The sequence below is a fragment of the Bacillus sp. 3255 genome (assembly GCF_031456485.1).
GTDB lineage: Bacteria > Bacillota > Bacilli > Paenibacillales > NBRC-103111 > Paenibacillus_E.
The window spans coordinates 1-26,469 of record NZ_JAVDUS010000012.1; the positions used below are offsets into that span (position 1 = coordinate 1).

General features: G+C 52.6%; 24 protein-coding genes. 14 read left to right on the forward strand and 10 right to left on the reverse strand.

Annotated features, from left to right (window positions below; all coding sequences use genetic code 11):
• Positions 1–244: 244 nt before the first annotated feature.
• Genes J2X61_RS18425 through J2X61_RS18450 form a run of 6 tightly spaced genes read right to left on the reverse strand, consistent with a single transcriptional unit; the run spans position 245 to position 5,652 of the window.
• Entirely contained in the window at positions 245–445 is a 201-nt protein-coding gene (locus J2X61_RS18425; protein ID WP_310189627.1) for a hypothetical protein, read from the reverse strand.
• Positions 446–452: 7 nt separating this feature from the next.
• On the reverse strand, positions 453–1,571 hold the full coding sequence (locus tag J2X61_RS18430; protein WP_310189631.1) for a GerAB/ArcD/ProY family transporter: 1,119 nt from the start codon (positions 1,569–1,571) through the stop codon (positions 453–455).
• Positions 1,572–1,587: 16 nt separating this feature from the next.
• Positions 1,588–2,691 (reverse strand): GerAB/ArcD/ProY family transporter, encoded by a 1,104-nt coding sequence (locus tag J2X61_RS18435; protein WP_274469705.1) that lies wholly within the window; start codon positions 2,689–2,691, stop codon positions 1,588–1,590.
• Between the two features lie 30 nt (positions 2,692–2,721).
• Positions 2,722–2,964 carry a hypothetical protein gene (locus tag J2X61_RS18440; RefSeq protein WP_310189634.1) on the reverse strand — a complete coding sequence of 81 codons (243 nt, stop codon included), beginning with the start codon at positions 2,962–2,964 and terminating at the stop codon, positions 2,722–2,724.
• 5 nt (positions 2,965–2,969) lie between these two features.
• Positions 2,970–4,163 carry a Ger(x)C family spore germination protein gene (locus J2X61_RS18445; protein ID WP_274469702.1) on the reverse strand — a complete coding sequence of 398 codons (1,194 nt, stop codon included), beginning with the start codon at positions 4,161–4,163 and terminating at the stop codon, positions 2,970–2,972.
• A gap of 19 nt (positions 4,164–4,182) precedes the next feature.
• The gene (locus J2X61_RS18450; protein WP_310189637.1) at positions 4,183–5,652 is read right to left on the reverse strand and encodes a spore germination protein; all 1,470 of its coding nucleotides are present in this window, start codon (positions 5,650–5,652) and stop codon (positions 4,183–4,185) included.
• Positions 5,653–5,910: 258 nt separating this feature from the next.
• Here J2X61_RS18450 and J2X61_RS18455 point away from each other — a divergent pair, with 258 nt between their 5' ends.
• Entirely contained in the window at positions 5,911–7,119 is a 1,209-nt protein-coding gene (locus tag J2X61_RS18455) for an MFS transporter (RefSeq protein WP_310189638.1), read from the forward strand.
• A 74-nt stretch (positions 7,120–7,193) separates the two neighbouring features.
• The gene (locus tag J2X61_RS18460) at positions 7,194–7,616 is read left to right on the forward strand and encodes a universal stress protein (protein ID WP_310189640.1); all 423 of its coding nucleotides are present in this window, start codon (positions 7,194–7,196) and stop codon (positions 7,614–7,616) included.
• A gap of 65 nt (positions 7,617–7,681) precedes the next feature.
• Here the strand turns inward: J2X61_RS18460 and J2X61_RS18465 are convergent, their stop codons facing one another.
• Positions 7,682–8,725: a LacI family DNA-binding transcriptional regulator gene (locus J2X61_RS18465; protein WP_310189641.1), complete on the reverse strand. Its 1,044-nt coding sequence runs from the start codon at positions 8,723–8,725 to the stop codon at positions 7,682–7,684.
• A 273-nt stretch (positions 8,726–8,998) separates the two neighbouring features.
• Between J2X61_RS18465 and J2X61_RS18470 the strand changes: the two genes are divergently transcribed.
• The 4 genes from J2X61_RS18470 to glpK are packed head-to-tail and all read left to right on the forward strand — an operon-like array spanning position 8,999 to position 13,751.
• Complete coding sequence (locus tag J2X61_RS18470; protein WP_274469697.1) at positions 8,999–10,432, forward strand: L-fucose/L-arabinose isomerase family protein; 1,434 nt, start codon at positions 8,999–9,001, stop codon at positions 10,430–10,432.
• A gap of 13 nt (positions 10,433–10,445) precedes the next feature.
• The gene (locus J2X61_RS18475; protein WP_274469696.1) at positions 10,446–11,291 is read left to right on the forward strand and encodes a transketolase; all 846 of its coding nucleotides are present in this window, start codon (positions 10,446–10,448) and stop codon (positions 11,289–11,291) included.
• A 1-nt stretch (position 11,292) separates the two neighbouring features.
• Positions 11,293–12,237 (forward strand): transketolase family protein, encoded by a 945-nt coding sequence (locus J2X61_RS18480; RefSeq protein ID WP_274469695.1) that lies wholly within the window; start codon positions 11,293–11,295, stop codon positions 12,235–12,237.
• Between the two features lie 2 nt (positions 12,238–12,239).
• Positions 12,240–13,751 (forward strand): glycerol kinase GlpK, encoded by a 1,512-nt coding sequence (glpK, locus tag J2X61_RS18485; protein WP_274469694.1) that lies wholly within the window; start codon positions 12,240–12,242, stop codon positions 13,749–13,751.
• On the opposite strand, the gene J2X61_RS18490 is transcribed toward glpK, so the two are convergent.
• Entirely contained in the window at positions 13,725–13,952 is a 228-nt protein-coding gene (locus J2X61_RS18490) for a hypothetical protein (protein WP_310189644.1), read from the reverse strand. The genes glpK and J2X61_RS18490 overlap by 27 nt on opposite strands.
• A 123-nt stretch (positions 13,953–14,075) precedes the next feature.
• On the opposite strand from J2X61_RS18490, the gene J2X61_RS18495 reads away from it, so the two are divergent.
• The 3 genes from J2X61_RS18495 to J2X61_RS18505 are packed head-to-tail and all read left to right on the forward strand — an operon-like array spanning position 14,076 to position 16,982.
• Positions 14,076–15,401, forward strand: coding sequence for an ABC transporter substrate-binding protein (locus J2X61_RS18495; protein ID WP_310189923.1), 1,326 nt, complete (start codon positions 14,076–14,078; stop codon positions 15,399–15,401).
• Complete coding sequence (locus J2X61_RS18500; RefSeq protein ID WP_310189647.1) at positions 15,398–16,141, forward strand: carbohydrate ABC transporter permease; 744 nt, start codon at positions 15,398–15,400, stop codon at positions 16,139–16,141. The genes J2X61_RS18495 and J2X61_RS18500 overlap by 4 nt, the downstream gene beginning before the upstream one ends.
• 13 nt (positions 16,142–16,154) lie before the next feature.
• Entirely contained in the window at positions 16,155–16,982 is an 828-nt protein-coding gene (locus J2X61_RS18505; RefSeq protein WP_274469691.1) for a carbohydrate ABC transporter permease, read from the forward strand.
• A gap of 63 nt (positions 16,983–17,045) precedes the next feature.
• Here J2X61_RS18505 and J2X61_RS18510 read toward each other — a convergent pair whose 3' ends face one another.
• The gene (locus J2X61_RS18510) at positions 17,046–17,849 is read right to left on the reverse strand and encodes an AraC family transcriptional regulator (RefSeq protein ID WP_310189650.1); all 804 of its coding nucleotides are present in this window, start codon (positions 17,847–17,849) and stop codon (positions 17,046–17,048) included.
• Between the two features lie 77 nt (positions 17,850–17,926).
• Complete coding sequence (locus tag J2X61_RS18515; RefSeq protein WP_274469689.1) at positions 17,927–18,685, reverse strand: phytanoyl-CoA dioxygenase family protein; 759 nt, start codon at positions 18,683–18,685, stop codon at positions 17,927–17,929.
• A 243-nt stretch (positions 18,686–18,928) separates the two neighbouring features.
• Between J2X61_RS18515 and rbsK the strand changes: the two genes are divergently transcribed.
• From rbsK to J2X61_RS18540, 5 genes are all read left to right on the forward strand, one after another.
• Positions 18,929–19,831, forward strand: a complete 903-nt coding sequence (gene rbsK, locus J2X61_RS18520) for a ribokinase (protein WP_274469688.1) — start codon at positions 18,929–18,931, stop codon at positions 19,829–19,831.
• A gap of 556 nt (positions 19,832–20,387) precedes the next feature.
• Complete coding sequence (locus J2X61_RS18525) at positions 20,388–22,010, forward strand: extracellular solute-binding protein (RefSeq protein WP_310189652.1); 1,623 nt, start codon at positions 20,388–20,390, stop codon at positions 22,008–22,010.
• Positions 22,011–22,073: 63 nt separating this feature from the next.
• Positions 22,074–23,030 (forward strand): ABC transporter permease, encoded by a 957-nt coding sequence (locus tag J2X61_RS18530; RefSeq protein ID WP_379239942.1) that lies wholly within the window; start codon positions 22,074–22,076, stop codon positions 23,028–23,030.
• Positions 23,031–23,040: 10 nt separating this feature from the next.
• Positions 23,041–23,922, forward strand: a complete 882-nt coding sequence (locus J2X61_RS18535; RefSeq protein ID WP_310189654.1) for a carbohydrate ABC transporter permease — start codon at positions 23,041–23,043, stop codon at positions 23,920–23,922.
• A gap of 237 nt (positions 23,923–24,159) precedes the next feature.
• Positions 24,160–26,427 carry a helix-turn-helix domain-containing protein gene (locus J2X61_RS18540; RefSeq protein ID WP_310189656.1) on the forward strand — a complete coding sequence of 756 codons (2,268 nt, stop codon included), beginning with the start codon at positions 24,160–24,162 and terminating at the stop codon, positions 26,425–26,427.
• Positions 26,428–26,469: the final 42 nt, after the last annotated feature.

A 26,469-nucleotide genomic window follows, 5' to 3' on the forward strand; every position in this document is an offset into this window, starting at 1 on the left:
GCGGCGGCTTGCCGCCGGGGAACGCCCGCTTAGCACCCGACCGCCCGCCGCCGTGGGCGCCGCCCGCTTGAGCGAGCAGCTGCGCAGCCGCTCCAGAGTGTCCGCGCCTGGCTAACGGACACAGATGCGCTTATTCGGCCGGAATGAGCCGAATTGGCATTCTGACGGACACCAGCGCTGTTATTTGGCTATTTTTGGGGCAGATTGTGCCCCAAAAATAGCCAAATAAGCGCGCCTGTGTCCGTTAGAATGGAGCGGCTGCGGACACGCCGCGAATAGCGTCCGCTGTTTCCGTTAGCAGCGGGAGCGGCGGCTTGCCGCCGGGGAACGCCCGCTTAGCACCCGACCGCCCGCCGCCGTGGGCGCCGCCCGCTTGAGCGAGCAGCTGCGCAGCCGCTCCATAGCCGCACCCAGCGGCCCGCCGCCGAGTACGCTCGCGAGGCAAGCAGCAGCTACTCGCCAACGGGCTCTTTGTTGACGAGCGGGAGCTGCTTCCGCAGCTTGCCGAATAGCACGATCGCAACCGGGTACACGACCCCGATGAGAAGGGCGAGCGGCAGATACGTCTGATTGTCCCACCTCTGCTCATAGGCGTTGCTGGGGTAGACGATGAACGAGATCACGGTAACGATGAGTCCGATCGGTACGGAGAGCGTTTTGTAGTCTCGCATTTGAAGAACATGACCCAGTCCCTTGATTGTGGCATAAAAAAACATCGACATTTTGAAGTAAATCGACACCAGCCACAGAAAGGCGACGACAACCTCGATGCGCTGCAGGAAGTGCCCGATGTTGATATGCTGAGCGAGCGCGTAACTAGGGAATTTTTGCATCGCTGTACTGTCGGCACCCAGCACCAGGATGCTAGACAAGACGAGCAGCACCATCATGATGCCGCTGATGACGACACCTGCGAAATAACCTGCTTTGACTTTGTGAACACTAGTGACTTGATGGATGAGGGGACCGATTGCAATGAATAAGGTGACATAGGTGAAGCTGGTTATTCGAAAAACGGATCTGGCAATAGGGAGGGGAGGTATTTCCCACACAGGCAAAAGATTGTTTAGCTCCATGTTGGGCACATTCATGGTCATGAACAGAATAAACAAGAGCACAATCCAGGGAAAGAAAATTTCTGCGGTCCTTAGAAAGACGACGATACCCGACTTTGCACCCAACACAACGACCGCCATAAACAAGACGTTAATCGCTTGAATCGGCGTCGTCGGCATGATTTGGGTTACAAGGAAATGACCCACATAAAAGACATCCTGCGCACCGAACAACAGGCATAATAGAGATATGCACAATGTTAAGAGCCTTCCCGGCCATTTGCCGAATACCCAATCGTTAATGCCGTATATGGAGGTCGCCGGATACTGTGTGGCAATCCAGGCATATAACGCGACAAGGATACTTCCTGCAGCAATACTGAACAGCTGCGGCATCCAGGCATCCTGCCTGGCGTCCGCAGCCACCGAAGCCGGTATAACCAGAATGGATGTGCCTATTGAAAACAGGATTACAATGATCATAAATTGACGCGGCGTAATCGTTTCTTTGTTCATGACAACACGTCCTTGTCTAGCTGTTATTCGTCATTTTCTTGCGTAAGTAACCGACCCCAATTAATAGCGCGGGATGAATGAAGCCGATACAGGTGGCTAGAGGAATCCACGTAAACTCATCCCAATGATGGCTGTATGCGACATTCGGGTACACCAACAGCGAAAGAACGGTGATGATGAGGCCTGTCGGCGTCGCAAAGGCTTTGTAGTTTTGAAGCCGAAACAGGGAGGCGATGCCTTGAAGCACGGCATTGAAGTACAGGGTCAATTTGAAATAGATCGAAATAAACCATAAGAAGGCAACGGTTACCTCGATCCGCTGCAGGAAGTTGCCGACGCTGATTTTTTTGGCAAGCGCATAGGTCGCATAGATTTGCCGCGAGGACTGATCGGGTCCCATTACGATGATGCTGAACAAAGTGATCAGCACGAGCACTACCCCGCTCGTTATCCCTCCGTAAGTGAATGCTTTGGAAAACCGAACGGGCAATTTCACTTGGTTGGTGATGAGGCAGAGGACAAAGGCAATCGGAAAATAAGAAAACACTACGATATAGTACGAAGAACGAGCGATGGACATCAGGCTTGCTTCGCCAATTGGGAGTAGGTTGATGACATCGGCTTGGGGGGTGACACAAATAAACAATAAAATCAGCAGCAAAACCATCCATGGAAAAAAGATTTCTGCGGTTCTCGCTAAAATAATGACGCCCAGCTTGGCCCCGATAATGACGAATGTAATCATGAGAATATGAATGGATTGGATCGGTGTCGTGGGCATGATTTGCGTGGTCATGAACGCGCCGATGTAGAATAGAACTTGAGCACTGATAACGGCCGCGATAAACACATACAGCAGCGTGAAGGCTTTCCCCAGCCACTTGCCGAAGACGGTTTCATTCATATCGAAAAGCGACTGGGCAGGGAACATCTTCGCCAACCTGACATACATGCGGATGAAAAGCAAGCCGATGGCGACGCCTGCGATGCCGGCGATCCAGGCATCCTGCTTCGATTCCATGGCTAAGAGCGAGGGGACGACGAGAACGGTCGTACCCACCGCAACCAAAAAGACTAAAATCATGAGCTGACGAGCCGTCAACGAATTCTCGTTATTCATGAGGGACTGCCTCCCTATGCCTTGCCTATTTTACTTCGTGATCAACCCGATTTGCAGTAAAAGTTTGGTGATTGGCATCATCAGAAAGGTAACCCAATCAGCCGGGTTGGGCAGTGTTTTATGCATGCCCTTCATGGTAGCAAGCACATTCCCGAGCAGCATGAGTGAGATGTAGATCCAGATCTCTTGCTTGCAGCCTTGCCTCCACAAGCGTGGAATCTCATAGCACGCAATGAGGGCGGTAATGACGAATACACAGATGCCGATTAACATAACCGTTACTCCTTTACATCATTTACAACGGAATCCCCTAATGTCCCCGTACCTCTAACTCTGGCAACGATCTTCAGGTGAGGGGTTAATTGTTTGAATACTTGCTCCCAATTGTCTTTGACCTTGTTCCAGTATCTGTAGTCGGCACGATGCACCGCTTCGCCGAAGCCGTATATATCGGTTCCTAACTGTTGGGTTTTTTTGATGGTGTGTTCCAGATTATCCTCCATCAGTTTCGTGATCTGCTGGTCCAAATACGCGATTGTTTCAACTTTGAGCAGGTCAATTTTGCACTCCACATCGGACACATTCCCTTCAGCCATGAGTTCGATAAATATTTCAGGCTTTTCGTTCGTTACTACAGCATGGACCTTGCTCTTGACCCGCGCGATATCGATGCCGATATTGCCGCCTTCCGGGCAGGGCACATGGATGGAAGAGCGCTTCGCTTGGTCCGTAATGACCGAGTATGCGCGGGACTCCTTCTCATTCAGCCATCCCACCAGCCGATCTCTCTTGAAGATGGCATTGCCGGAGTACTGCAGCCGCACTTTCGGCGTCGTATAGTTGATGTTCGCTTTGCCGGAGCCGGAGCTATACTCGCCGACGATCTGGATGCCGGAGATGACCGGGCTTCTGCCGGGGGTAACGATCGCTTTCGACAGCTGGTCGAGTTTGATCGTTACCGCTGATGTCCATTCCTTTTTGGCGGCTTCCAGAGAGTTGTAAATATAATTGGCAGGCACTTGTTCCAGCGGTGTCATGATGCTTAACAAGTCCTTCGCCGTAGTGTCCCTGGCAATGACAACATCGAAATCGGAGCGGAATTCGCTGCCTCTCATGAGATAGTCCATCGCTTCAACAATGCCTTGCTCAGCCAGCTCTTCCGAGATGGCAAGAATCCGGATGTGAGCGAAATAAATGTTCCGGGAAATGGAGGAGGTCAATCTTTTCACCGCTTCGTTCAAAGTGACGCCTTTGGAAGAATACACAATGATCGGAATGTTCGGGTTTCCCATCGCTTTGGTGACACTGCCCGGATTGACGATTTGAACGGTAAGCTCAAACTGATGATCGGTAATATCGATGCCTACGCCCTCGGCAATCGCAATATCGTTGAGCTCCCTCCGGCTCCAGCAGCCGCTTACCAACAGGACGATGACGAGTAAGCAAGCGATGATTCGCATCCTGGCTATCATTGGGATCGCTGCCCCCCCTTTAAGGTTTGAACCGAGTTCGTTTGGCTTTCTTCACAACGTTGTTAGCGCTGACCGTGCGGACACGGGAGAAAATAGACTGAAACGGCATTCTGAACAGGGCATCCGTTTGCTTATGCAATTCCATCGGCGCGAATGGGCTCAGATAGGGCACTCCGAACGATTGCAAGGAGTTCAGATGCAGGATGAGCCCGAGCAGGCCCGCGAGTATTCCGAAAAAGCCGAACGAAGCGGCCAGTGCCATAAGCGGAAATCGTAAAATGCGGATGGCGTTAGACAAGTCATAAGAAGGAAAGACGAAGCTGGAGATCGCCGTAATGGACACGACGATGACCATCGCGGCCGAAACGATGCCGGCATCGACCGCTGCCTGTCCGATAACCAGCGTTCCGACGAAAGACAGCGCCGACCCGATGCTTCGCGGCATGCGCAGCGCGGCTTCCCGCAGCACCTCGAACGTTATCTCCATCAGGAGAGCTTCGATGAAGGCGGGGAACGGGATACCCTCCCGCTGCGCCGCGAGGGAGATGAGGAGCTGGGTCGGCAGCATTTCCTGGTGAAACGTTGTGATGGCAACATAGAAAGATGGGGCTAATAGGGCAATAAGAAACCCGGCGTAACGAAGCACCCGGATTAAGGTAGAAATGTCCACGCGATGATAATAGTCTTCGGAAGCCTTCAGGAACGTTTCGAACAACGCAGGAGCAATCAGCACGAAGGGGGTTCCGTCGACCAGGATGGCAATTTTGCCTTGAATGAGTTCCAGGGCGACAACATCCGGGCGCTCCGAATTATAAACCGTCGGGAATGGTGTAATAACTTCATCTTGGATCAGTTCTTCGATATTGCTGCTCTCGAATATGCCGTCAATCTGAATTTGATTTAACCGGTTGCGGGCCTCGGCGATGAGGGACTTCGCAGCAATCCCGTTCACATACATCAGCACGACATCGGTCTGGGTCACCTTACCGACCTGAAATGTTTCCACCCACAAATTCGGATCCTTGATCTTTCGGCGAATAAGTGCGGTGTTCGTGCGGATGGACTCGGAGAAAGCCTCCCGCGGACCGCGGACAACCGTTTCTACGTTCGTTTCCGTTACGCCGCGGTCTTTCCAGCCTTTGGTGCTGGCGGCGATACCGCAGTCATAGCCGTTCATCAGAATGACCGAGTCGCCGGATAGAAGGTGATGGAGCAGCTTCTTCATGTCATACACTTGCTGGACTTCACCGATGGTGAGCGTGTGCAGCTCCAACAGCTCGAAGGGGCTCAGCCCAGGATCCGGATCCAGCTGATCGGACATCAATGACCGCATGATGAAATCATTCACGACGTTGCCATCGACAAGGCCGTCGGTATAGACGATGGCCACAGGCTCGGTCACGGCGCCGTAGGAGAACTCGCGGAATACGATATCCGTGCTGTTTCCGAGCGTCTGGCGGACGTAATCGATATTTTCGTGAATCGTCATGAATATTGGCATTGATGCCGGCGGTTCGGCAATTGTTTTGGTTAGCGGAAGCGGCGAATGTTTTTTGGAGCGCAGCCAATGTGCGAACATATGGTTTTTTCCCCAAGCTCTAGGATATTGTTCTAGTATCATTTCCTTAACTTTCCTGAGGTATGCGCGAAAAGTTCGGACGAATTTAACGTTGACGTTAACGTTATAAAGGAATATGATAATCGATGAGAAAGCATTATCCTTAATGAAGAGGAGCATAGAAAGATCATGCAACCTAACACACAGGTCAAATCCAGAGCAAAAATGTTGAATCAACCGAAAGCTGTCTGGGCCGTCGCTTTCGCGAGCATTATCGCCTTCATGGGACTTGGGCTTGTCGATCCAATCCTGCCTGCCATCGCTCATAAACTGAATGCTTCACAGAGCGATGTAACACTGCTCTTCACCAGTTATAATTTGGTCATGGCTGTCGCCATGCTCATAACTGGGGTCATTTCATCCAGACTTGGTTTGAAGGGAACGCTGCTGTTAGGGATTGTCATTATTGCCGTATTTTCCGCGCTTGGCGGAGGCTCCAATGGCATCTGGCAGCTCGTTTGGCTGCGCGGCGGTTGGGGACTTGGCAACGCGCTGTTCGTGGCGACTGCATTATCCGCTATCGTATCTTTATCAAGAACAGGTGTTGCGCAGTCCATTATTTTATTCGAAACGGCCATCGGACTTGGCATTTCCGTCGGACCGCTGCTAGGCGGCGAATTGGGATCGATTTCTTGGCGGGGGCCATTCTTCGGCGTTGCCAGTTTGATGGTCATTGCCTTTCTGTTCATTGCCCTCGTCATGCCGAAGGCAACCCCATCTTCGGCTGCACCAGTTAAGAAAACGTCAATAATGGAGCCTTTCCGCGCTTTGAAGCACCGCCCGCTGCGCATTTTCGGCATTACCGCACTTCTGTATAATTTCGGTTTTTTTACCTTGCTGGCCTATTCGCCGTTTCATATGGGTTTGGAAGAACACGGTTTGGGGTATGTATTTTTAGGATGGGGCTTACTGCTGGCGATCACTTCCATCTTCATGGCACCGAAGCTGCAGAAGCGCTACGGAACGGTTAAATCCATGTGCGTGCAGCTGACGCTGTTCGCGGCCACTTTGATCGCCATGGGGATCTGGACATCGACGAATGAGGTTATTATCGTTGCAGTTATTGCAGCGGGTGCCTTCCTCGGCAACAACAATACGCTGATCACGACGGCGGTTATGAATGCCGCTCCTGTCGAGCGTTCCACGGCATCCGCGGCATACAGCTTCCTTCGCTTCCTTGGGGCTGCGGCAGCACCGTGGCTGGCAGGGAAATTGGCGGAATGGTACAATCCGCACGTTCCATTCATCGTAGGCGGTTGTTTCGTGCTTCTTTCCGTCATTTTCGTGGGCATGAATCATAAGCATGTGAAGCACGTCGATCACGCGGAAGGGCACTAACTCAAAGTTCCCCGTCAATTTGCACTTTATATATAACGTTAACGTGAATGTGAGAATCAAAGGAGGAATCGTGTATGTATACAAACATTCTTGTTCCTATCGACGGTTCACAGCAATCCGACCGGGCGCTTCATCACGCCATCGGGTTAATCAAACAGCTGTCACCGCAGGCCAAATTGACCGTGCTTCATGTGCACCCGCAGATCACATTGAATGATCCGCCGATCAGCGTACCGCTCGTTGATGCGCTTGAAGAAGAAGGCCGGAAAATTATTGGGCTGGCTTCGGCGGCGATAGCGGCCAACGGCTTGGAGTTCGAGTGCGTTACACTGACCGGCGACCCGGCTGCCGTGATCTGCCATAAGGCAGATGGGGATCAGCACGATTTGATCGTGATGGGCAGCCGCGGCGTCGGGCTCGTATCGGAGATTCTTCTCGGCAGCGTGAGCCACAGCGTCATCAAGCATGTGCATTGCCCGGTATTGATTATCAAATAACAAAGGGTGTCCCAAGCCATACATTGGCTGGGACACCCTTTGTTATTTGAAGCGGCTGCGCCGCATTAGTCCGTGCGCGGAGCCTGGGAGGACTGGCGAACGACCAGTCGGGTGTCTACCCGGACCTTGGAGGTGGCCTCCACACCTTGTTCGATCGATTCGATGAGCAGATCGACCGCCAGCTGGGCCATCCTTTGCTTCTCGACATGAACGGTCGTCAGCTCCGGTGAAACGATGCGTGATTCCGAAATATTATCGAAGCCAACGACGGACACCTGCTCCGGAACGCGGATGCCGAGATCGTTCAACGTTTTCAATGCCGAGATGGCAATGTAGTCGCATTCGCAGAAAAAGGCCGTCGGAAGCGGGCGGTTCTCAGCCATGTAAGCTTGCAGCTGGCCTTTCAGATCCTCCTGAGAGGAGAGCATGGTTGGCGCCACGGCAAACGTATGCACAGGGTTGATATCCAATCCGCGCTCCTGCAAGGCTTCAAGAAACCCCGTTTTACGCTCCTCGAAATTTTGGATGCGCACATTGGAGGCGATATAGCCGATCTCCCGATGTCCATTTTCCCACAAATGAGTCCCCGCTTGGTAAGCACCCATGAAATTGTTAATGGCCACGAAATGAACCGGCAGCTTGTCGAAGCAGTTATCGAGCACGACCAGATGGGGTCCCAAGCGATGCGACAAATCTCCGATTTCCTCCGGCGTTAAGTTATTGCCGAGCAAAATGATGCCGTCGGTTTGACGATCCTCCGCCAGCAAACGTACCTCCCGCTCGAGATGTTCCCGGTCGACAGAGGAGAACAGCAGCGAATAGCCTTTCGAACGGCAGCGGTCCTCAATGAAATGAATCAGCTCCCGGAAGAAGGGCTGCTGATAATAAGATTCAAGCACGATTCCCGAGTTGGTGAACACCAAAAAAGATAGGGATTTAAGAGCAGTATCCGCAGCGGCTGCCCGGGGTTTGGGGGAATATCCGCTTTCCCTGGCGATCTCAAGCACGCGCTCACGCGTCTCCGTGCTAATGCCCGATTTGCCGCTAAGCGCAAGCGACACGGCCGATTTGGATACGCCCGCCAGCCTCGCTATATCTTCCATCTTCAAATTGAACAATCCCCATTCACTAAATTAGTTGAGTGAGTTTAGTTTATCGTGAATACGCAGCTCATGCAATAGGTGAATTGTAATTCGACTAAATCGTTTATAAAAAAATAACTAAACTTAATTAAAAAACGGCGTTGACGTCCTATTATAGGCATGTTAGATTAGATTTATTCATAAAATAACTAAACAAGACAAAAAATTAAGTGAAAAGTTTAGTCCTAGTTTTCGTCAATTGGACTAAAAGTTTACCTAAACAAAACAGGAGGCTTCCTCATGAAAAAACTTAAGCTGGGCTACGCGCCTACCCGCAGGTTCGTTTTCAGTGCAGAAGACGCATTTAAGTACAAAGTGCTGATCCGCGAGAAAATTCAGAGTTTCGGACTCGACATCGATATCGTCGATCTCGAAGGGATCAACTCGGAAGGTTTGCTCTATGACGATAATATCAATGCCGATCTGATCATCGACCGGTTCAAGCAGGAAGGTGTCGATGCGGTATTTTTCCCGCACTGCAACTTCGGCACCGAGGATACGGTTGCCCGCGTCGGCAAGGCGCTCGGCAAGCCGGTTCTGCTCTGGGGGCCGCGCGACGAGGCTCCGCTGGAAGACGGCATGCGGCTGCGCGACACGCAGTGCGGACTGTTCGCGACGGGCAAGGTGCTGCGGCGCTTTAACGTGCCTTTCTCTTATGTTACGAATACCCGGGTGAACGATCCCGTTTTTGAGCGCGGCTTCTCAAATTTCATTTCGGCAGCCAATGTCGTTCGCCAGTTCCGTTCGCTGCGTATTTTGCAAATCGGCCCAAGACCCGCATCCTTCTGGACGATGATGTGCAACGAGGGAGAACTGCTGGAACGCTTCGGCATCGAGCTGCATCCGATCACACTCGTTGATATTCAACGCGCTACCAAGCGTATTGAGAACGGCCAATCCTCGGAATTGGCGGAAGCGATCGACTACATCAAGGAGAAGCTGGACTGGTCCGAAGTGACGGAAGCCGATGTAAGGCGGATCGCTGCTTTGAAAGTGGCGATGAGGCAGTATGCGCAGCAGACAGGAAGCACGGCGATTGCGATTCAATGCTGGTCCTCGCTGCAGGATGCGATGGGCATCATGCCATGCTTGGCGAACGCGATCTTGACCGACGAGCAAATTCCGGTGACGTGCGAAACCGATATCCATGGCGCAATCACTTCGGTCATGGTGCAGGCCGCTGCGATGAACGAGGCGCCGACCTTCTTCGCCGATCTGACGGTGCGCCATCCTGACAATGCCAACGGCGAATTGCTGTTTCACTGCGGGAATTTCCCGGTATCTCTTTCCGTCGAGAATAAGCCGAAGCTGCGCAAGCATTTCTTGTTCGACGATCACTCCCCAGGCACGCATGAAGGGGAAATTCGCGGCGGCGGCATGACGCTGGCCCGGTTCGACGGCGATCATGGCGATTATCAGCTGTTTCTGGGGAAAGCCCAGGGCATTCAAGGGCCTTACACCCGCGGTTCGTACGTGTGGGTGGAAGTGAACGATTGGCCGCTATGGGAGGAGAAGCTGGTCAAAGGGCCTTATGTGCACCATTCGGTAGGCATTCATGCTAACGTTATTCCCGCTCTTTATGAGGCTTGTTCGTATATTCCGGGCTTGACCCCCGATCCCGTCGATCCGACAGAAAGCGAAATTCAGGCATGGCTGCGCGGCAAAGGCCTGTAAATAAGGAGGAGCTATGGAGATAAGAGCGCTGCAAGCGAAAGCGACGCAAATCAGGATGGATTTATTGCGAATGATTGCCGGGGCCAAGACCGGACACACGGGCGGCTCGCTCAGCAATACCGATATTTTAACGGCGCTGTACTACCGCGTGATGAACATCGATCCGGCCAACCCTAAAGCGGCGGACAGAGACCGGTTCATTCTAAGCAAGGGACATTCGGTCGAATCGCTCTGGTCGATTCTTGCGGACCGCGGTTTTTTCCCAAGAGAGGAGCTGGCATCGTTCAGCCAATTCGGTACGAAGCTGATCGGACACCCGAACAACAAGGTGCCGGGCATAGAAATGAACACAGGCGCGCTGGGGCATGGCTTGGCGGTGGCCGTGGGCATGGCCCTTGCCGCCAAGAAAGACGGCGCTTCCTACCGCACTTACTGCCTTATGGGTGACGGGGAGCAGGCCGAAGGCTCCGTATGGGAGGCCGCTATGGCGGGAGCTCACTACAAGCTGGATAATCTGATCGGGATTATCGATCGCAACCGCTTGCAGATCAGCGGTTCGACCGAAGAGGTGATGGGACTTGATCCGCTGGAGGACAAGTGGGCCGCATTCGGTTGGCACGTCGTTTCGATAGACGGCAACGACATGCAGGCGCTGGTCAAGACGTTCGAAGCGATTCCGGCCCATAGGGGCAAGCCGACGCTCGTGATGGCGAACACCGTCAAAGGCAAGGGCGTATCCTTTGCCGAGAACGTCCCGCATTGGCACCATCATGTGCCGAACCAAGCCGAGCTGGAGCAAGCGCTGGCCGAGCTCACCGCGCTGCAAAGCAGCTACGATCAGAAAGGACAGGTGAGCTGATATGAACACGATTCCGAATCGGCAGGTCATTTGTGAGACACTGCTGGAGCAAGCGCAGCATGACCGCTCGATTATGGTGCTTGCGAGCGATTCCAGAGGCTCTGCCGCCATGGCTCCATTCGCCAAGGCGTACCCGGAACAGTTCGTCGAGGTGGGCATCGCCGAGCAAAATATCGTCGGCATCTCCGCGGGGCTTGCCCACAGCGGCAAGAAGCCGTTCGTCACTTCGCCGGCGTGCTTTCTCAGCATGCGGAGCATCGAACAGATCAAAGTGGACGTCGCCTACTCGGCAACGAATGTGAAGCTTGTAGGCATTAGCGGGGGAGTCAGCTACGGCGCGCTCGGCATGTCCCATCATTCGGTACAGGATCTGGCCGTTATGCGGGCCATTCCGGGAATCGCCGTGCTGCTCCCGGCGGACCGGCACGAAACGAAGCGGATGACGGAGGCGCTGGTGAACTACGAAGGCGGCGCCTACGTTCGAATCGGCCGCAATGCGGTCGAAGATGTGTATGACTCGGACGATTATGAGTTCGTCATCGGCCAAGCGGTGCGCCTGCGCGAAGGCAGCGAGGTCACGATCATCGCCACAGGCGAGACGGTTCGCGTGGCGTTGGATGCGCATGAAGCCTTGAAGGAGGCGGGGGTGTCCTGCCGTGTGCTCAATATGCATACGATCAAACCGCTCGACGAGGCGGCCATTCTAAGCGCTGCCCGGGAAACCGGCCATCTGATTACCGTCGAAGAACATAGCATTCATGGGGGACTTGGCGCAGCCGTATCGGAAGTCGTCGTACAGCATTGCCCCGTTCCGATGCGGATCATCGGGATTCCGGATGAGCCGGCGATCGCCGGGAAGACGGCCGAAGTGTTCAACCATTACGGCATATCTGCCGGCAATTTGAAGCGCGTTGCGCTTGAGCTGCTGGGCAGGCGGGAGTCATGACGATGGAGAAAGGGTATCTGCTTGCCATCGATCAAAGTACGTCGGGCACGAAAGCGCTCGTGATCGATCGTACCGGGCAGATCGTTGCCCGAAGCTCCGCCGCGCACAGGCAAATATATCCGCGTCCCGGTTGGGTCGAGCATGATCCGGCAGAGATCTATGCCAATGTCAAACGCACTGCACTTGAGGCGATCGCTTCGGCCGGGATTGTTCCGGCCTCGGTTGCCGCGTTAACACTCACGAATCAGCGGGAAACGGCTGTCCTGTGGGACCGCACGACAGGCGATCCCGTGTATAACGCCATCGTGTGGCAGTGCCAGCGCACAGCCGACCTGTGTGCCGGCTACAAGCAGGCCGGCCACGAGGATTCCGTGCGCGCCGCAACGGGGCTGCTGCTGGATCCCTACTTCTCCGCGGCCAAGTGGGGGTGGATGCTGCAGCATGCGGAGGGAGCCGGCGAGAAGCTGGCGGCAGGGGAACTGCTCGCGGGAACGATCGACGCGTGGCTGCTCTGGAAGCTGACCGGCGGCAAAGTACACGCGACCGATTACACCAACGCCAGCCGTACATCGCTCTATAATATTCACACGTTGGAGTGGGATGGCGGGCTGTGCGATCTATTCGGCGTGCCTGCGGAGCTGCTGCCCGAAGTCAAAGCTTCCGATGAAATTTTCGGGTATACGGAAGATCCGGCGCTCTTCGGCGATTGCCGCGTACCGATCACAGGGGTGATCGGCGACTCGCAGGCGGCCTTGTTCGGCAATCAGTGCTATGAGACCGGCATGGCCAAAGCGACTTACGGCACTGGAACATCCGTGCTGATGAATGTAGGGGAGAAGCCGGTGGATTCCGCGAACGGGCTGGTAAGCGCGATCGCTTGGGGCATGGGAGGCAAAGTCACTTACGCGGTGGAAGCCGTTATCCGTACGTCCGGCGACAGCTTGAACTGGGTGCGGGACAATCTGGGCTTGTTCAGCTCGTTCGAGGAGATGGAGCAGCTGCTTGCGGGTATACCGGATAGCGAAGGCGTCTACTTGGTCCCGGCTTTCGTCGGGCTCGGCGCGCCGTATTGGGATTCGTACGCCAGAGCGTCCATCACCGGGATGAACCGGGGAACGACCAAAGCCCATATCATTCGGGCTGCCCTCGAGAGCATCGCTTATCAGGTATATGATGCGGTGAAGCTGATGGAGCGAGAAACCGGTGTCGAGCTCATGGAGCTGCGGGCAGACGGCGGTGCCTCCGGCAATGCGAGCCTGATGCAGTTCCAATCCGACCTGCTCGGCAGGGCGGTCGTGAAGTCCGAGGTGGCGGAGCTGTCCGCCATGGGCTCGGCTTATTTGGGCGGCGTCGGGATCGGCTTCTGGCCGTCACTTGGAAGCATCGGCGCCTCGGGCGGCCGCAGCTACCGGCATTACGTGCCGGCGATGAAAGAAGAAGCGCGGGCTGCTTATTGTGCAGGCTGGCATAAGGCAGTGGCATCTGTATTAGCTGACCCAGCGGAACGGCGTTAAACGGTATTTATTTGGAAATAAGTTCATTAGACACACAGACGACATGAGAATGCCTGCGAGATAAGGAAGCAAATCTTGATAAATCAAGGTTTGTTTCCTTATCTCGCAGGTTTTTTTGTCTTTTTTTTTATGTTCTTCTGCACCTGCTTTACCGGCTGCTCCAGCACGCTTCCGGCGAATGATGAATACGTCGAATATCAATCTCAGACACAATATAACGGCTGTTCGTGCATTCCCAACTGTAAACGCATACATTATGATTTGAATGATAGATCATCTCTTTGATAATAAAACAATGGAAAGGGTGTATCCATGGTGAGAACAATGTGGCCATCGATTTCTGCAGCAATTGCGTTAACGTTAGCCTTAACCGCTTGTACGCCGAATGTCGGAGAGCCTGCTTCTACAGCTGAGCAAACCGCTGCAGCCGGGAAAAAGTTAACCTTATGGGTGTTTGCAGAGCCTCATAAGCGTTTTTTTGAGGCCATCAAGGAAGAATTCAAGAAACGGCAGCCCGAAGTGACCGTGGATATTAATTTGATGGAAGGCACAGCGCTTGTCGATAAATACTTGGTTATTGCCAAGTCGGGCGGGGATGGCGCACCGGATCTTATCGATATCGAACAATCGCAGTTCCCTAAATTTATTCGCGGTGATATCCCCTTCGTGCCTTTGGACGATTATTTGAAAAGCAGCAACCTGACTGATGTGATGTCCAAAGGACGGCAAGCGTTATACACCATTAACGGCCAGCAGTACGGAATCGAGCATGCTGCAACCGCTTCTGCCCTTTATTATCGGAAAGATTTATTCGATAAAGCCGGAATTAACGTAGCGGAGCTAAAGACATGGGATCAATTTACGGAGCAAGCGAAGAAATTGATCGGCGATAAAAAATATATTTTCCCGGGAAACTCAACAACGAAAACCGGAGGGGACCAAACGTATTTCGAGTTGTTCATCAAGCAGGAGGGCGGAGACATCGTTACCAAAGACGGGCAGCCCGGATTTAATACGCCCGAAGGCCAGACCGCTTTGAAACGGATGTATGCATGGAAGAAGGACGGCATTATGGATAAAAATTATTACGACGGTCCGGCTTACTGGGATCAGTTCAAGAAAGGGAATTACATCGCTGCTTTCGGTCCGGATTGGTGGGTCAATCTGCTGGCGGATAACGCACCGGAGCTGGAAGGAAAGTGGGCGGCTGCGCCTATGCCTCTGGGCGGACCCAAGTCGGTTCCGACCACCGTATGGGGCGGAACCGGGTTGATGATTTCCAAGTATTCCCGAAATAAAGAATTGGCCTGGGAGTTTCTGAAGCTCGCCCAACTAACCCCGGAAAACTCGGTCAAACGATTCCAAATCGTTAACTTGTTCCCTGCGCTTCTAACTTCGGTTAACGAGAAGGGACTGCATGAGCAGAGTAAGTATACGAAGTACTTCAACGGTCAGGATCTGGGAGAGCTGTACGGGAAGCTGGTCGCTGTAGCTCCGAACCAGAACCAGGCGTGGTGGCGGACTTTGTTCGCGGATGCGTGGAATAAGTACCGGTATTTCGTCCTTTTTTCATTCACTTCTTCGTGTTTAGCTTGTATCCCACGCTGTATGGCTTCTGGCTCAGCCTATACCAGGGTGTCAGCAAGTTGACCTATGCAGGCTTCAAAAATTATACGCTCGTAATGAATGATGATGTTTTCTGGAAATCGATGTGGAACGGACTGAAGGCGACGGGGGGCAGCGTCTTTATCATCCTGCCGATTGCGCTGCTGGTTGCGCTGTTAATCAACCAGCCTTTCGTAGAACGGAAGAAGGGATGGTTTGCAACCTTCTTTTTTACGCCCAACATTACATCGGCTGTTGCGGTGGCGATCATTTTCGGATTTATTTTCAACAAATCCTTCGGCTTCCTGAATACACTGCTTGCTTTTGTCGGCATCAACCCGATCGGTTGGCTGGAAAACCCGAAGTGGACGCTGCCCGCTTTGATCATTTTGTTGACATGGCGGTATATGGGCATTAACATCCTCTACTTTCTGGCCGGCCTTCAAAACATTCCCCGGGAGCTTATCGAGGCAGCCAAAATTGACGGAGCCAATGCTTGCCAAAGAGTGTGTTATGTGACATTGCCGCTATTGCGACCTATCCTGACTTTTATCGTCTTTCAGGCAATTATCGGTTCGTTCACGATGTTCGCCGAGCCGTTCGTGCTGGCCGGACCCGGCCAGTCCGGGCCGGAGCAATCGCTGCTATTTCCGACCATGTACATATATCAGCAAGCCTTCCGGCTGCAAAGCTTCGGCTATTCGTCTGCCGTTGGGTATGTATTTACCGTTGTATTACTCATTGTTGGGCTTATTCAAATCAAGTTGTTTCAAGAAAAAAAGTAAAGGGGAGACCGCATTGACAGCAAACCGCATTCACCGCATCGTTGTGTACACTGCTTTGACTGCATTGAGCTTATTATTCAGTCTCCCTTTTCTCTATATGATCGGAATGTCGTTCAAAACCTATGATGATATCGTTGCTTCCCCGTTGAATCCGATTCCGTTCCATCCGACGCTAGACAACTTTATACTGCTGTTTGATAAAATTCCGTTCTGGACGCAATTTTTCAACGGCGTTTTTATTGCTGCAGCGGTTTCTGTTCTCTCTATGATAGGTAATGCATTGGTTGCATATGGCTTTTCCAGGTATGAGTTTAAAGGGAAACATATACTGTTTACGATCGTGATAGCAACAATTCTGATTCCGTCGCAGATGACACTGGTTCCGAGCTTCATTATGTTCAGACAGTGGGGCTGGTTGGATACGTTCTTTCCTCTCATTTTACCGGGGGCCATATCGGCGATTCATATTTTTCTCATCCGCCAAGTGATGACGGCAATCCCCTCCGAGCTGTATGAGAGCGCACGGGTGGACGGTTCTACGGAATGGCGGACGTTCCTGAGCATTGCAATTCCTTTGTCCATGAGCGGTATCGGCATTGTAGGGCTTCTCAACTTCATGAACTCGTGGAACGATTATTTGAGCCCGCTGATCTTTCTAACTTCCGAGCACAAAATGACCCTTTCAGTCGGCATCTCGACGATGAACAATCCTTATAAAGAGGATTATGCTACGCCGATTACGGGAGCATTTCTAATGGCGGTTCCCGTATTGGTTCTTCTGAGTATCGTCGGCAGGAAATATTTCATCAGCGGCGTGGCCGCAGGTGCGGTGAAAGGTTAACGATGAAAGCCCGGCAGTGCGCTGTATAAGCGCCGGCCGGGCTTTATCTGTCTGGCGGCAAGCCTATAGTTTCGGTTCTCCGGAGCGAAAGGGCTTGTTGTAGTGTTCCTTACGAATTTCACTAGGCGTCAGACCGGTATGGCGCTTGATGGTGCGGGCGAAATGGTAAGAGGTTTTGAAGCCGGACTGTTCGGCGATTTCACCGATGTTCAGGCCTGTACTGCGCAGCAATTCCAAGCCTTTTTTGACCCGGTACTGCCATAAATATTGGATTGGCGTGACCCCTTCATCGCGCTGGAACAGGCGGATGATATGCTCGGGCGTTTTGCCGGTAATCTTGGATAGATCGCTCAGGCTGAGCTCTTCGCCGAATCTTTCGTGAATCGCTTCCACAGCAAGAAGAACAGCCGGATGCTTCAGGTGATTCCGTCCCAAATGCTTGTGCTCTGTCGCATACAACCACACGGCGGAACGGCCGAGGGATTTCACGACTTCATCCGCCGGCGTGCATCCGTCGTTTTGCAGAGACATCATCATATTCGTCAACTGATTGAGCCGAGCCGTCAAGGGGATGTACAGGGGCAGCGACTCGAAGTAAGTCTCTGCATGCGCGGAAAGCGGCTCGGTCGTTACCGCGATCCATCGATGCCACGTGTCCCGTTTCTCATTGAAATGAAACAGCTCCTCGTGTCCCGGTTTGAGCAGAACAACGCTCTCGGGCGGAACCGAGTGGGGAACGCCGTCAATTTCTACCGTCATGGAGCCGCTATGCAGCAGGACAAGCTGCAAATCCATTTGGATGCGCGGTCCGTATTTCCCTCCGGGGCCATAAACCACACTGCCTGCGTAGGCGCTGGTTACAAACAAAAAAGGTGGAAGGACTTCCACCCTGGCATCTGTTCCCATACGTTCATTCCATCCCTCTCGGACAGCCTTTTCCTTCATTATACAAGGGGGATTTTCTTTTTCAAATCTTCTCTTTCGATTGTGGAGTCGTGACGAATATAATGGCATACGTAGGAACGTCTCCAACGTTCGGATCGGTTTCGCGTAGAGGAGTGAATCAGGTTGCTGTCAAATATCAAGACGTCCCCCTTATCCAAAATAACCGGAATTTCCTTCGTCAAATCGATGCCTTCCACCTCGTGGGTCCAAGCTTCGTGCTCTTGTAAATTTTTCACATCTCCATGCGGCAGAATGCCGAGCTTCTGAGAACCGGGAATGACATACAAGCAGCCATTCTCTTCATTCGTATATTCCATGGCGACCCAGGCGGCGGTCAGCGTATTCGGGTCATTCTTGATATAATAATAATCTTGATGCGCCGCTTGTCCGGGGGATCCGGGTTCTTTGTAAAAGTACATGCTTTGCACGCCGGACGCTTCATCGCCGAGAACTTGGGCCAACGCACCGCGCACAATCGGCAGCTTCATCATCTGCAGTGCGAAACCGTCATGCAGGTGAGGATTGAACAGCCGGACGGAGAAGCGGTCCTTGTCATCCACTGCGGCTCCGCCTTTTCTTGGCTTCGCCCACTCGGGCATCGCATCGGAGGAACGAATCGAATGAATGTGCGAATTAAAAGCATCGATCAGATCATCGCTGCACCCTTTGCTGATGATGAGATACCCGTCCTCGTGGTACTGTTTGATTTGTTCCGGCGTTAGCGGATTTAACCTTGCTGACTGCGCTTGAATATCCATACAAGAAGCCTCCTAGAATGAGTATTAAACTGATGTGAAGAGCTGTTTATTAACTTAATCGTAGTTGATTCAGAAGGGGATTGAAATGCACGGGCAATCAAAAGTTTGTATCTGCAATTGATAAATAAAATTCGGTTGGAAAACCTTCCGTATGAATGATACGCTAGTAGAACACGGTTGAAGGTATGAGAATGGACAAGTATGGAGATGGCACTAGTAACAGATATCAAGGAGGCAATCAGGTTGAAGCATTCACGTATAGCGGTTGTAGGCAGCTTGAATATGGATTTGGTCGTATCGATGAGGAAAATGCCGCGAATCGGAGAGACGGTCCACGGCGATGCGTTACATACGATTCCCGGCGGCAAAGGAGCCAATCAAGCCGTTGGCTGTGCGAAGCTGGGGGCACACGTATCTATGATCGGCGCTGTCGGTCAGGACGCCTTCGGCGACGTGCTGCTAGCACAGCTGGAGCAGCATGGTATCCATACGGAAGCCGTCGTGCGCATGGAAGGGACAACCGGGACGGCGACGATTATGCATACGCCGGAAGATAATTGCATCGTCGTCGTTCCGGGCGCGAACGGGCGCGTAACGCCGGAGCTTGTGACCCGGCACGCGGCTCTCATCCAAGAAGCCGATGTGCTTCTCGTGCAGCTGGAGATTCCGCTCGAAGCCGTGCAAGCGGCGCTGCAGATCGCACGTTCGGCCGGCGTCCCCGCGGTGCTTAACCCGGCTCCGGCGGTGAAGCTGCCCCAAGCGCTGCTGCAGCTCGCCGATTTCATCACGCCAAACGAGACGGAGTTCGAGCTGCTCAGCGGGGCTGCTTACGCAAGCGAGGACGAGCTGCAAGCGGGCATGCAGCGGTGGGAGGAAGCAGGGCCTAAGCTGCTCGTAACCCGCGGAGGCAAAGGGATCTCGCTGCTGCAAGACGGCAGGCTGCATACCGTAGCGGCGCCCAGCGTGCAGGTCGTGGATACGACCGGAGCGGGCGACGCCTTCAATGCCGCTTTCTGCGTCGCGTGGGCCGGCGGCCTCGCCGTATCGGATGCCGCACAGTTCGCGGTGAGGGCGGCTTCGCTGTCCGTTACTCGCTTCGGCGCTCAAGCGGGCATGCCCACTTTAGAAGAACTGAACGACTTGTAGCATGCCGGAAAGCTGCCGAGGATATCCTCGGCAGCTTTTTTTTGAACTGCGGCGGGGCGGGGCTCTCTCGTTGAGGGAGCCGAGCTTTTCTTGGTCAGCCGCAGGTCGTAACTGGAATTTCTCCCGTTATTCGCGAGAAAATTAGCCCAGTTGTACGAATAAAGGGAATTCCTCCTGTTAATTCATCCCCATTTCGCGTAAAGGCTGCGAGTACGGGCTGAATAACGGGAGGAATTCCTGTTATTCAGCCTTCGAGGATCCGCAAGGCTGTATTTAACAGGAGAAATTCCCGCTATGGGCGGGACTCTCGGTAGAGGCTTGGCTCTCTAGGAGGAGCCGAGCTTTCTTGCGGGCATTAAGCGTGATGGATTGGACGACTGACCGCTTTCTTCCGCCTCATTTTGCGAAATTGGCGATGCTTTTTGTGAAATCGTCAATGGCGGAGTCCGAAATTAACCATTCGTTTCTGCAATTTACGCATAGGTTTAGCGGCCGCCTTCCAGTAGGCTTAAGGAAGAGATGCATCTCACCCATAAACTTAATGGAGGGTCCATGAATGAAGAAAATGTTAGCTTCAACGATGACCGTCATCATGATGAGCTCGGTAATGATCGCCTGCTCCTCTCAGACGGCATCCACACCTGCGACGAAAGAAACGGGAGCGCCTGCGGCAGCAAGCGCGACGACGTACCCGATTAAAACGGATAAAACGCTGACCTATTGGGGCGAGCTGACGGGGAACTTGACGGGTGTAAAAACAGCGCATTCCGATGTGCCTTTCTTCCAGGAATGGCAGAAGAAAACAGGCGTGCCGCTGAAGTTTACGGCACCGGCGACGGGGCAGACGAAAGAGGCGCTTAACGTGATGCTGGCATCCGGCGATCTGCCGGATATGATCGAATACAACTTCCTGAGCGACTTCCCTGGAGGGCCTGAGAAAGCGATCAAGGACGGTTACATTCTGAAATTGAATGATCTGATCGATAAGTACGCGCCGAACTTGAAGAAATATTTGAAGGAACATCCGGAAATCGACAAAATGGTCAAAACGGACAGCGGCAGCTATTACGCGTTCCCGTTCATCCGCGGCGATGAGTATCTCCAGGTTTTCCAAGGCCCGATTATTCGGAAGGATTGGCTGGACGAGCTGGGATTGCCGGTACCGGAAACGATCGATGAGTGGACGGCTACGCTCAAAGCGTTCAAAGAGAAGAAAGGCGCTGCCGCACCGCTTTCCTTCATCTCCAAGCCGCGCTTCTTCAATGAATCGTATAACGGCGCCTTCCTCGGAGCTTTTGGCGTGAACCGCGGATTTTATTTGGAAAACGGGGAGATTAAGTTCGGCCCTGCGGAGAAAGGCTTCAAGGAGTATCTAAGCTTGTTCAACTCCTGGTACAAAGAGGGCTTGCTGGACAAAAATATCGCGACGGTCGATACGAAAGCGCTGGACGGCTCCTTCGCATCCGGCGGCACAGGAGCCAGCATCGGCAATGCGGGCGGCGGAATCGGCAAATGGCAGCCGCTCATCCAAGCCAAAGATCCGAAAGTGCAGCTGGTGGCAGCGCCGTATCCGGTGCTCAAGAAAGGCGACACCCCGAAATTCGGCCAGAAGGATAAGCCTTACTCCTCCGGCGGTATCGTGGCGATTACGTCCAAGGCCAAGGATCCGGAGCTGGCAGCCCGTTTGCTCGATTACGGCTACAGCGACGAAGGCCGCATGTTCTTCAACTTCGGTACGGAAGGCGTCTCCTACAACATGGAGAACGGCTATCCGAAGTATACCGATCTGCTGATGAAGAATCCGGACAAATTGGCGCCGGCACAAGCGATGTCGATGTATGTGCGGGGCAGCTACAACGGGCCGTTCATCCAGGATAAACGCTATGCGGAGCAGTTCTTCACCCTGCCGACGCAGCGAGAGGCCGTTAACATCTGGAAGAAGACGGATGTGGACAAATACAGTCTGCCGCCGCTCACGCCAACCCCTGAGGAAAGCTCCGAATACGCGAAAATTATGAATGACATCAACACACTGGTTGACGAAATGACGCTCAAAATCATTCTGGGCAATGAGCCTGTGAGCCAATACGAGAGTTACATTGCGAAAATGAAGTCGCTGAACCTCGATCGCGCCATCGCGATCCAGAAGGCGGCGCTTGACCGTTACAACAAGCGTTAAAGACAGACGGAGAGGGCTTGTATAAGCCCTCTCTCCTGATTATGAATTGGGGTGAGGATGAAGATGGAGAACACCAGAGGACTGGAAAGAGCCCAGCTTGCCGGTAAAAAAGTGACGGTTAACCGCTATGTTCGCGATTTCATGCTGAATAAATATTTGTATATCATGATGATACCCGTGCTGGCGTATTATTTCATTTTCCACTACGCACCGATGTACGGGGCTTTAATTGCCTTCAAAGAATATTCGCCAATGAAGGGGATACTCGGTAGTCCCTGGATCGGCTTTAAACATTTTCAGGACTTTTTCAGCTCCTATTATTTCTGGCGCATCCTGAAAAATACGGTCGTCATTTCGCTCTATTCCTTATTATTCGAGTTCCCGGCGCCGATCATCTTGGCACTCCTCATTAACGAGGTGCGGAGCAAAATGTTCAAGCGCGTTGCGCAAACGATCACGTACATGCCTTATTTTATTTCGATGGTCGTCATTTGCGGCATCATCACCGATTTCACGAATGCGGACGGCGTGATTAACAAAATTGCCATGCTGTTCGGCTATGACGGCCAAGCGATGCTGCAGAAGCCGGAGCTGTTCAGACCGATTTATATCCTCTCCGAAATATGGCAGCGCGTCGGCTGGGAGTCGATCATTTACATCGCTGCGCTGATGGGGATCGACCAGGAGCAGTACGAAGCGGCCCGAATGGACGGCGCCAGCCGTTGGAAGCAGATCGTTTACATTACACTGCCGGGCATTATGCCGACGATCGCGATCATGTTTATTTTGCGGATGGGGAATTTGCTGAACGTCGGATTCGAGAAAATTATATTGTTGTACAACCCCGTTACGTATGAAACGGCTGACGTGATCTCCTCTTTCGTTTACCGGAAAGGGCTTTTGGAATTCGGATGGAGCTACAGCTCGGCCGTAGGCTTGTTTAATTCGGTCATTAACCTGATTCTTCTAGTTTCCGCGAACTACATCAGCCGCAAAGTTAACGAAAGCAGCTTATGGTGAGGTGAAAGCAATGAAAAAACAGTTCTCTCTGCTCGAAAAATTGTTCGACGTCGCGATTTATTTGCTCCTGCTCGGGCTCGTCATCGTTACGCTGTACCCGCTGCTGTATGTTCTTTTCGCAAGCTTAAGCGACGCCGGCCGTTTGGTGGCCCACAAAGGCATTTTGCTGAAATCGCTCGGCTTCTCTCTGGAAGCGTACAAAGGCGTCATGAAAAACCCGGGCATTCTCATCGGCTACCGGAATACGATGTTTATCGTCGTGGCAGGCGTTGCGGTTAATTTGCTCATGACGGCGCTGGGCGCATATGTGCTGTCCCGGAAAAATGTCATCTGGAACAAAGCGTTCATGCTGATCATCGTCTTTACGATGTTTTTCCACGGCGGGCTGATTCCTCTGTATCTGGTCGTCAAAAATGTCGGACTGCTCGATTCCCTCTGGGCGACGATCATTCCTTTCGCCATGAGTACATTCAACCTGATCATCATGCGCACGGCTTTCATGTCCATCCCGGACAGCTTGGAGGAGTCGGCCAAAATGGACGGTGCGAATCATTTTACGATTTTGTTCCGGATCATTCTCCCGCTCTCGATGCCTGTTATCGCCGTCATGATCTTGTACTATGCGGTGGACAAATGGAACGGCTGGTTCTATGCCTCCGTCTTCATCAAGAGCCGTGACCTGTTCCCGCTGCAGCTGGTGCTGCGGGAGATCTTGATCGCCAACTCGACGGACAGCATGTCAGTGGGGGCGGACGCGGGCGACCGCCATCAGATCGGGGAAACGATCAAATATGCAACGATTATGGTGGCGACATTGCCGGTTCTCTGCATCTATCCTTTTGTTCAACGCTTCTTCGTCAAAGGGGTTATGGTCGGCTCATTGAAAGGGTAAAATCGGGCGATTTCGCTTGGAATAGAGCTTTTGTCAATTCGTTTTGCTTTTTTGAACATTCCTCCCCTTGCAGATCGCGGTATAATATAGGTAAGTGGAGTTAATCCCTGCAGACCTATATCGATCATTCAATGGGAGGAGATCCATATTAAACTCGGTTTTTTATGGCAAAAGCGCAAAAGTATTATTTTCACGTGGTTAATTTCTTACAGCGCTGTTTTGTTCATCCCGATGATGATGAGCTTAATTATTTATTCGCAATCCAGCAACGCGCTGAAAAGCGAAATTCACCGGGCGAACGATTCGCTGCTTAAGCAAGTGCGGTACACGATCGATACGCAAATCGATCTCATGAAACGATTGAATATGGAGATTACGTGGAACACGAAGCTCCAAACGTTGATGTATTCGAACGTTCGCGAAGGCGACGATCAATTTCTGGCTTTTCAGCTTGTCAAAGAGTTTCGCATGTACCAGACGTCCTATGCGACGGTTGACGAATTTTATGTGACCTGGGATCAGAACGGTTCGATTCTGAGACCCGGCAACATCCGGGATATGAAGACAGCGTGGGATACGATCCATAATACGGGGGCTATGCGTTACGAACAGTGGTTGGATACGATCAACAACGCAGCCAACAATCAGTTCCTGCTGCTGCCACACGCGGATTCGGCGGATCCTCAGACGTCCATCGCGTATATTGCCCACTTGCCTAAGGATTTGAACGGCAATCAGACGGGTACCGTCGTCGTAATGGCCGATATGGAACGGTTCCAGAAAGCCATGGAAACGATTTCGGGCTTCAGCGGCGGGCAAATTTTAATCCTTAACCATGACAATCAAGTGCTGCTCTCCAATTTGCCGGGCTCGGTGAATCCCGACCTGATCATGGAGCAGGTATTCGACCGGGATCACGTAGCGTACACGCCGGCGAAGAACGGGGAGTCGGAACTTTTCTATATGCAATCGGCCGTTTCCGATCTGAAGTATGTGCTGCTGATTCCTAGCCGCATTTATTGGGAGAAGGCGGAGTATGTCCGCAATTTCACATACGTCAGTATATTAATCTCGCTAATAGGCGCAGTCATTTTGACGTGGTTCTTCATGCGCCGCAATTATTCGCCGATCCAAAGGCTTGTGCAGTCGGTGTCGGACAAGAGTACGTCCGAAGCGCGGATCGACGGGAATGAATTGAGCTTCATTCAACGGGCGATATCCGACACGCGGAGCGAGAAAGAGAGGATGGCAATGCAGCTGCAGTCCCATCAGTACGTGCTGCGTTCCAATATGTTGGGCCGGCTGCTGAAAGGGAAGATCGACACGCTCATCTCTTATGAGGAGGCGTTCAAATCTTTTCATATGGAGCTCGTCTCCAACGAGTTTGCCGTTATCCTCTTCGCCGTCGAGAACAACGATAATCTATCCAACAATTTGCCCGGCATGGATCTGAATGAGCGCAGGAAGCTGATCCAGTTCATTATTACGAATGTCGTCGAGGAGCTCGTCGGACATCGTCATCATCATGGTTATATGGCTGAAGTGGATGAGATGATGGTCTGCCTGGTGAATTTCGCCGATAAGGACCCCGCCAAGCTGAAGGAAGATCTGGCATGGATTGCCGCCGAGGCTCAACGGTTCCTGCTGCGGTTCCACATGGATCTCACGATTTCGATCGGAGGCATTCATTCTTCGCTGTTTAATGTGGCTGAAGCTTATAGCGAGGCGCTGGATGCCATGGAGTACAAAATGGTTCGCGGCAAACGCGAAATCATTACGTACGACGAGATTCGCATCGATACGGCCGATAAGCTCCAACTCGGCTACTATTATCCGCTGCAGGTGGAGCAGCAGATCATCAATTTGATCAAGATCGGCGATTATGAGCAGGCTGCCGCCAGTATGAGCGAAATCATGGAGCGGAATTTCAATAAGCCGCTTGTCTCGTTGACGCTGGCCAGATGCTTGATTTTCAACCTTGTCGGGACGATGGTGAAGGCGATCAACGAGCTTGGGGACGGTGAAAGCCGCTTGCTGGGGGATAATCCGTTGTGGATGGACTCCATCATCGCGTGCGACACGATTCTCGAGATGCAGCAGGAGCTGCTCAGCTTGCTCAAGGAGGTATGTGCATTCGCCGCCGCCAAGGTGGAGACGAATCTGACCAAGGAGCGGGCAGAGACACTGCGGGAGCTGATCGCCAAAGTGATGGCATACATCGAGGAGCATTATCAGGATGCGAATCTGAATGTGAATACGATCGGCGAACGGTTCGAGCTCAAAGGCAGTTACGTTTCGAAGCTGTTCAAGGATCAGACCGGAGAAGGGCTGCTGGACTATATTACGAGATTCCGCATTCAGCAGGCGAAGCGGATGATCGGCTACAAGCAGGATTCGATTTCGGACATTGCCAAATGCGTCGGATATAATGAAGTGGCGACGTTCATTCGCGTTTTCAAGAAATATGAGGGCATCACGCCAGGCAAATATAAAGAAATGCACTGACAAGCACGCCGCCATGGTATTCCAGCTTACGGAGGTTCAACA

What these genes read in the sequence shown, in the direction of transcription:
- J2X61_RS18430 (WP_310189631.1), bottom strand. Translation starts at nt 1,571, where the DNA reads ATGAACAAAGAAACGATTACGCCGCGTCAATTTATGATCATTGTAATC.
- J2X61_RS18435 (WP_274469705.1), bottom strand. Translation starts at nt 2,691, where the DNA reads ATGAATAACGAGAATTCGTTGACGGCTCGTCAGCTCATGATTTTAGTC.
- J2X61_RS18440 (WP_310189634.1), bottom strand. Translation starts at nt 2,964, where the DNA reads ATGTTAATCGGCATCTGTGTATTCGTCATTACCGCCCTCATTGCGTGC.
- J2X61_RS18445 (WP_274469702.1), bottom strand. Translation starts at nt 4,163, where the DNA reads ATGATAGCCAGGATGCGAATCATCGCTTGCTTACTCGTCATCGTCCTG.
- J2X61_RS18450 (WP_310189637.1), bottom strand. Translation starts at nt 5,652, where the DNA reads ATGACGATTCACGAAAATATCGATTACGTCCGCCAGACGCTCGGAAAC.
- J2X61_RS18455 (WP_310189638.1), top strand. Translation starts at nt 5,911, where the DNA reads ATGCAACCTAACACACAGGTCAAATCCAGAGCAAAAATGTTGAATCAA.
- J2X61_RS18460 (WP_310189640.1), top strand. Translation starts at nt 7,194, where the DNA reads ATGTATACAAACATTCTTGTTCCTATCGACGGTTCACAGCAATCCGAC.
- J2X61_RS18470 (WP_274469697.1), top strand. Translation starts at nt 8,999, where the DNA reads ATGAAAAAACTTAAGCTGGGCTACGCGCCTACCCGCAGGTTCGTTTTC.
- J2X61_RS18475 (WP_274469696.1), top strand. Translation starts at nt 10,446, where the DNA reads ATGGAGATAAGAGCGCTGCAAGCGAAAGCGACGCAAATCAGGATGGAT.
- J2X61_RS18480 (WP_274469695.1), top strand. Translation starts at nt 11,293, where the DNA reads ATGAACACGATTCCGAATCGGCAGGTCATTTGTGAGACACTGCTGGAG.
- glpK (WP_274469694.1), top strand. Translation starts at nt 12,240, where the DNA reads ATGGAGAAAGGGTATCTGCTTGCCATCGATCAAAGTACGTCGGGCACG.
- J2X61_RS18495 (WP_310189923.1), top strand. Translation starts at nt 14,076, where the DNA reads ATGTGGCCATCGATTTCTGCAGCAATTGCGTTAACGTTAGCCTTAACC.
- J2X61_RS18515 (WP_274469689.1), bottom strand. Translation starts at nt 18,685, where the DNA reads ATGGATATTCAAGCGCAGTCAGCAAGGTTAAATCCGCTAACGCCGGAA.
- J2X61_RS18525 (WP_310189652.1), top strand. Translation starts at nt 20,388, where the DNA reads ATGAAGAAAATGTTAGCTTCAACGATGACCGTCATCATGATGAGCTCG.
- J2X61_RS18530 (WP_379239942.1), top strand. Translation starts at nt 22,074, where the DNA reads ATGGAGAACACCAGAGGACTGGAAAGAGCCCAGCTTGCCGGTAAAAAA.
- J2X61_RS18535 (WP_310189654.1), top strand. Translation starts at nt 23,041, where the DNA reads ATGAAAAAACAGTTCTCTCTGCTCGAAAAATTGTTCGACGTCGCGATT.
- J2X61_RS18540 (WP_310189656.1), top strand. Translation starts at nt 24,160, where the DNA reads ATGAGCTTAATTATTTATTCGCAATCCAGCAACGCGCTGAAAAGCGAA.